This is a genomic window from Leptolyngbya sp. BC1307, assembly GCF_002286735.1.
In the GTDB taxonomy this organism is placed as follows: Bacteria; Cyanobacteriota; Cyanobacteriia; order Phormidesmidales; family Phormidesmidaceae; genus Phormidesmis.
Map to the genome: position 1 here is coordinate 1 of NZ_NRTA01000093.1, position 5789 is coordinate 5789.

Sequence of the window (5789 nt, forward strand, 5' to 3'; positions counted from 1 at the left end):
CTTTTCATTCTTCTGTTACAACAGATTTCTCGCCCTTTGACCACTCATCGTTACTTTCCTCAATAATGCTACTTACCAGCGGTTATTGAGCTATTGCGGCGATCGCTTCTATGGAGTATGGAGTATGGAGTTATGGAGCGAAATGACGCAGGCTTACTGCGGCTATTCAAGCATTCTCAGACGCCGATTAAACGGCATATCAAGGTGCATCGGCATTGCCACGACCAGATTCATGCGATGTGTGGGTGACAACCACCAAACTGTTGAGGAGCCGTGTGAAGGGAAAGCTTTCATGCACGGTTTTGTAGACCAGCAGGGCTGGGTGACCGCCCTGCTGAGTTTAACTACACTTTCGATTAGGAATTAAACCCTCAAAGTCCAGGTAGATAGGCTTCTGAAGGCTCTATCCCTGACTCAGAGTGTTACCTGACGGAACCTGGGTTGAACCACGCCCGAGTTTGCTGCGTTTTAGCCGAGCAGTACCATTCATCGAATTTGATGATTATTTAAGCCGAACGAGAAACTAGGGGTTCCAGATGCCCTTAAGTTGGAATTTGGAATTGCTGACCTCCTGGGTTGATTTACAAGACCGTCATTACAAACAAGATGAGGGCAACCACCAAGAAGATGCCAAATATGAAGCGGGCAATGGTAGCCGCACCTCGGGCCACGCCAGAAAAGCCCAATGCACCTGCAATGACAGCAATGACCACGGCAATAATGGCCCAAGTCAGTAAATCCATGAAATCCTGCCTAGATAAATACCCCCTAAATCTAGAGTCCTGCTGGCCTCCGGTCTTCTACCCAACGATTGAGATCCTGAGGCCCGGGCCAAACCCATCGGTATATTGCATGACTTAATAGAAACCTCACCCATCTATCCCTAAGATGATCCGAGCGGCATTCAGGTAAATCCATACCCCCAGCACATCTACAGCGGTGGTGATGAACGGGGCTGACATCAACGCCGGGTCCAGGCCCAGGGAGTGAAAGACATAGGGTAGGGCTGACCCGGCAAAGGAAGCCAGAATGGAAATGGCGAAGAGACTGATGCCCACTGCGATCGCAACCATGGCATTCCCTTGCAGTACGGTGGCCCAGACAAACACCACCACCGCCAGCATGGCTCCGAGCAACAGCCCGGCAGTGACTTCCCGCCGAATCACCCAGGAAAATTGCTTCATTTGTCGATCATCGGTACTCAGACCGCGAATCACCACCGTGGAAGACTGCGCCCCCACATTTCCTCCGGCATCGATTAGCAGGGGAATAAACGCCGCCAGCACTACCACCTGCTCCAGCACTGCCTCCTGACTGCGAATCACGGAACTGGTCAGAGTATTGGCCAGCAGCAGCACCATCAGCCAAATGACCCGTTTGCGCGCCACCGTAAACAGGTTGGTCTGGAAATAGCCATCTTCGACGGCCTCCACGCCCCCCAGCGCATAAATGTCCTCGGTGGTTTCTGCTTCCATCACATCCAGCACATCGTCAACGGTGACAATACCCACCAGTCGCTGTTCCTGATCAACAATGGGCAGAGCTAGAAAGTCGTAGCGCTGAATCAGGCGAGCCACTTCTTCCTGGTCGGTATCGGTATGGGCGTAGACCACGTTACGGGTCATGACATCGCCAATCAACCGGTCTGGAGAGGCGATGACGAGTTCCCGTAGGGAGAGAATGCCGGTCAGACGACGCTGGCCATCCATTATATAGAGATAGGCAATGGTTTCGGCCTGCTCGGCGCAGCGACGAATATGTTCCAATGCTTGAGCGACCGTCTGGCTCTCCTGCAGCGCCACATACTCGGGGGTCATAATCCGCCCGGCGGTGTCGGGCGGGTAGCCCAGCAGCCGAGAAGTGGCTTCGCGCTCCGCTGGAGTCAACTCGTGCAGTACCTGCCGCACAACCTTGGCGGGCAATTCATCAAACAGCCTGGCCCGGTCGTCGGGGGACATGCCGTCAATCACCCCCAGCACCTCCGGCTGCCGGAAGTCGCCAATCAGCTGCTGCTGCATGGACGGGCTGAAGTATTCGTAGACCTCAATTGCCTCGGTTTTAGACAGTAGGCGAAAGGCGAGAACCTGTAGGGGGGCGGGCAGCTGCTCAATGGCCTCGGCAATGTCAGCGGGTTGGGCCGGTTCCAGCAGCATTTTTGCCGCTTCAAAGTCTTGATGTTGAATCAAGTCATGGAGCTGGTCTTTCAACCATTCGGGGTAATCACTCTGCCCAGATGTCGGGGATTCTGTCAGCTCTGGTGGAAGATTGGGTTCAAAGTCTCGTGAGGTCATGGGAAACGGCTCTCTGAAGTTCTCTCAAGCAAAATGCTGCCTTAAAAAGATAGATCGTTATGGCATACGATTGCCTCCCCATGCTAGCCATCAAATGTGACTTGAAAATTACAATATGACACCTGGAAATGCCGTTCCAGCTCGTCATTTTTGGGGTCAGTTTCAATTGTTACGATGTGGGCAAATTTGGCTGGATATCGGCATGGTTCAAGCGAGGGTGTGTGATTCGTTCAGCTAAAACAGGTCAATATACCTGGGGACAGCTGGCAAGATTAAACAGAAGGAGGAATCCGAATGGCATCTTGACAACTTAGTTTTCGTGATGGTGAGATTCCATCCCTCCCTGATGCGGGAGTGACAGCATCAACCACTGTGATTGGGTTGACAACCAATTGTAGCAAGCATGGTCGAAAAGGCGGTCACTCGGAACCCGACCGGGAACCCCGTCGAGCATAGCTGGCCAAGGTTAACAACTGTGAATCCATGTCAGAACCGTCGTCATTGAAACCAAGCCAACGCGGGATTAATCCTCCTTATGGAGGTCTCCACTCGGGGAACCAGGCTTGCCCAAAACGGGAAAGGGAATCGAGTCAGGCAGCCAGGGTGCAGGGGAGTCGAAGTCCCTATGATGGTGACTGGCTTTACTGGAGTCAAAGAATGAGACACTACCCAACGGTAACGTCAGCAGTCGCCAAACTGTTGAAACGTCAATCGGGGAAGTGCTCGCCTTGCGGATTGTATTTTTGGCCTGATGACCGTATGGAAGTCCACCATCTGGACAGGAACCGAGATAATCACAGACGGGATAATCTCGCCTTACTCCATCGGCATTGCCACGACCAGATTCATGCGATGTGTGGGTGACAACCACCAAACTGTTGAGGAGCCGTGTGAAGGGAAAGCTTTCATGCACGGTTTTGTGGACCAGCAGGGCTGGGTGACCGCCCTGCTGAGTTTAACAACACTTTCGATTGGGAATTAAACCTTTAAAGTCCAGGTAGATAGGCTTCTGAAGGATCTAACCCTGCCCCAGAGTGTTACCTGACGGAACCCTGGTTGAACCCCGTCCTCAGCATAACAGGGCAAGAGCTATGCATTTCTTGCAACGGAACCCCTCATTCTGACCGGAGTATCGTTGATTTGATGACATCTATTGGGCTGGCTGGTGAGCTGGCAATTAAGCTAGGATGGCTCGCCAGGCTGAAGCTAGCCCAGACATAGCCCGATGCCAAAGTCATCGGCGAAAGTCGATTGCGCTGAAGCACAGCCTGTATGCGATAGAAAGCTTCGGGTAAGTTATTGCTGGCAATATCAGGAAACGCATGGTGCACTGAATGGTAAGGCAAGCCTCCCATCAGCCAGTTGACCCATGGAAACGTTTTTACATTTCGACTGCTGTAAAGCTGCGTCAGCTGATAGCCCCCTGTCTGTTGCCATAGCCCGTAGTGCTCCAGGTGATCGCGGGTTTGCATAATGATGCCGATGCCGCGCTCAAGCACTACCCAAAACAACACATATGCCCACAGATTGGCGTCATAGAAAAGTAACAGGCCGAACAATGATCCCTGTAAGCAGACTATCCCAATGGCATCAACTATCATCTGCTTGCGCAGCTCAGGCAAATACTTTTGCAGTGTTAGACTCCGCAAAAGGGTCTTAAAAATCAGACCAAAGCTGCCAAAAATGAAGATGTCAATTACCCACTGGTAGCGGACGTACCAGTGCTGCCATAAAGGAGCTGCGCAATATTCTGCGGCTGTCCACTGCACCCTTTCTGGGTCGCGTAGGTCGATGCCGTTCCAGCCGTGGTGAAGGCTGTGTATTTGGCTATAGGTACGTATTGGCAAGAGCATGGGCCAGGAGATCAGACCAGGCATTACCTCGTCAAACCAGTGCCAGCCGGTGAGGGTGCGGTGGGCGGCATCGTGATTGCAAATGAGCCAAAACGAATAAGCAATACTGGTGGCGATCGCCCCCAAAATAAACAGCCCTAAGGACTCACCCCCCTGGCCAACCTGCCACGTCAGGACTGTCAGGGCGATGGTAGCACTACCTAAGCTCATAAACCGTAACAATCCAGCCCATGCATTCACCGCTCTCAAATCAGCAACAGCCTCGCGTAGCTCTCGCAGTAGCTGTGAGCCAGATGGCGAATGGGTTTGTTGATCGTCAGACATACTGTGTGACACGGCGTTCACCTTCTACCAATAGAACAATAGTGTACTCCCCAACACCTGATTGTAGAAAAACAAATTGAGGAAGCGTGAAGACCCAAATATTGCAAGTGAAAGGCAGAGTCATGAACTACCTCAAAAACAGTGCTGTCGTGTCCAGTCATATTTATTTATGCTTGCTGACTAGGTTGCTCTGTAAGGGGTAGAGCGCTGCTGCTTAATATGGATACTTAATGACTGCCCAATGGCGAATGGACACAGCAGTATGATATTGGTGCAATCTAGGAAAGTTAAGAGGTATACATTATGCCATCGCCCCAAATGAGTCCTGCCGAACAGGCTTTTTTAGAAAAGGTTATGAAAAAGTCGGACATACCCGATATTTACGACGCGCGCGATATCACTATTGTTGTCTTTCGAGCCTTACGGGATTTGATGACGACGGAGGCCGCTGATCGCACAGGCGCAGCCTTTGATGATGAAAAAGTGGCTCAGCTTTGGAAGGATGACAATCCCATCGCGGCAACTTTATCCAAGCTCAGACCACCGCTTAACGTAGATACAAAGACATTTTTGCGTCGTGTTGGGCAGGAGGCTGGTGTGCCCAAAAACGTCACCGCAGAGTCGGCAGTGATTGCCGTGTTCTCAACGGTAAGGGATGAGCTTTCTCCCGAGCGCACTCAGGAAATTTCTAGCTTTTTACCAGATGGACTCAAGGTAATGTGGGAACAGATATAAAGCAGAAAGGATAAGCGTACCGACTGCTTTGAGATTTACCTAGGAGTTACGCATTGACAAATACAGTGTGACAATGCTAGGCGAAAGCAGTTTCCTCCACGTTTTCTAGAATAAACTGGCGAATGACCGGCACAAATAGCTGACGCGATATCTCATAGCAGTTGTTGATGATCCCTTTGATGCACATCGTCTGTAGCTTGCAAAAAGCACGTAGTGCACAAAAAACGTGATTACGAATAGCCTGTTCATCTCGCACATAAAAGCGCTCGATATTACACACCTGTTTAATCACTCTATGAAAACATTCAATCTGCCAATGCTCACTATGAACTTGCTTAAAGGTCTCTCGTGAGAGCTGTTTCAAAGCCTCTAAGTCTGGTCGATACAAGATGTAATATCGCTGCTCGTTTTTGAACGGCGCACAAAACACTTTGACCCAGCCAAATGCCTTGAGATAGACCATCAAGCCATCAGCTGTAATCTCTAGAGTCCCTATCTGCACTGACGTTCCACGCTCTACCGAGACCAGCCGATTATTCGCTACCCCAAATAGAAAACCCACTTTCTCGTTTCTGAGAAACTTCAG

At 50.8% G+C, this 5789-nt stretch carries 6 protein-coding genes; 2 read left to right on the forward strand and 4 right to left on the reverse strand.

Translation table 11 applies throughout. The annotated features are described in order from the left end of the window. Nucleotides 1–581: 581 nt before the first annotated feature. Together CKL79_RS21720 and mgtE are read right to left on the reverse strand one after the other, a co-directional pair. Nucleotides 582–743 carry a DUF1328 family protein gene (locus tag CKL79_RS21720; RefSeq protein ID WP_121971619.1) on the reverse strand — a complete coding sequence of 54 codons (162 nt, stop codon included), beginning with the start codon at nt 741–743 and terminating at the stop codon, nt 582–584. A 126-nt stretch (nt 744–869) separates the two neighbouring features. After that, nucleotides 870–2291: a magnesium transporter gene (mgtE, locus tag CKL79_RS21725; RefSeq protein WP_121971620.1), complete on the reverse strand. Its 1422-nt coding sequence runs from the start codon at nt 2289–2291 to the stop codon at nt 870–872. Nucleotides 2292–2948: 657 nt separating this feature from the next. Between mgtE and CKL79_RS24275 the strand changes: the two genes are divergently transcribed. Next, complete coding sequence (locus tag CKL79_RS24275; protein WP_276301243.1) at nt 2949–3155, forward strand: HNH endonuclease signature motif containing protein; 207 nt, start codon at nt 2949–2951, stop codon at nt 3153–3155. A gap of 251 nt (nt 3156–3406) precedes the next feature. On the opposite strand, the gene CKL79_RS21735 is transcribed toward CKL79_RS24275, so the two are convergent. Further along, on the reverse strand, nt 3407–4468 hold the full coding sequence (locus CKL79_RS21735; protein WP_121971622.1) for a fatty acid desaturase: 1062 nt from the start codon (nt 4466–4468) through the stop codon (nt 3407–3409). Between the two features lie 303 nt (nt 4469–4771). Between CKL79_RS21735 and CKL79_RS21740 the strand changes: the two genes are divergently transcribed. Then, complete coding sequence (locus CKL79_RS21740) at nt 4772–5203, forward strand: DUF2267 domain-containing protein (protein ID WP_121971623.1); 432 nt, start codon at nt 4772–4774, stop codon at nt 5201–5203. Nucleotides 5204–5279: 76 nt separating this feature from the next. On the opposite strand, the gene CKL79_RS21745 is transcribed toward CKL79_RS21740, so the two are convergent. Next, nucleotides 5280–5789, reverse strand: a 510-nt coding sequence (locus CKL79_RS21745) for a transposase (protein ID WP_141242259.1), incomplete at its 5' end; no start/stop codon positions are given.

Coding starts and splice junctions, on each gene's coding strand:
- CKL79_RS21720 (WP_121971619.1), bottom strand. CDS start 743: ATGGATTTACTGACTTGGGCCATTATTGCCGTGGTCATTGCTGTCATT.
- mgtE (WP_121971620.1), bottom strand. CDS start 2,291: ATGACCTCACGAGACTTTGAACCCAATCTTCCACCAGAGCTGACAGAA.
- CKL79_RS24275 (WP_276301243.1), top strand. CDS start 2,949: ATGAGACACTACCCAACGGTAACGTCAGCAGTCGCCAAACTGTTGAAA.
- CKL79_RS21735 (WP_121971622.1), bottom strand. CDS start 4,468: ATGTCTGACGATCAACAAACCCATTCGCCATCTGGCTCACAGCTACTG.
- CKL79_RS21740 (WP_121971623.1), top strand. CDS start 4,772: ATGCCATCGCCCCAAATGAGTCCTGCCGAACAGGCTTTTTTAGAAAAG.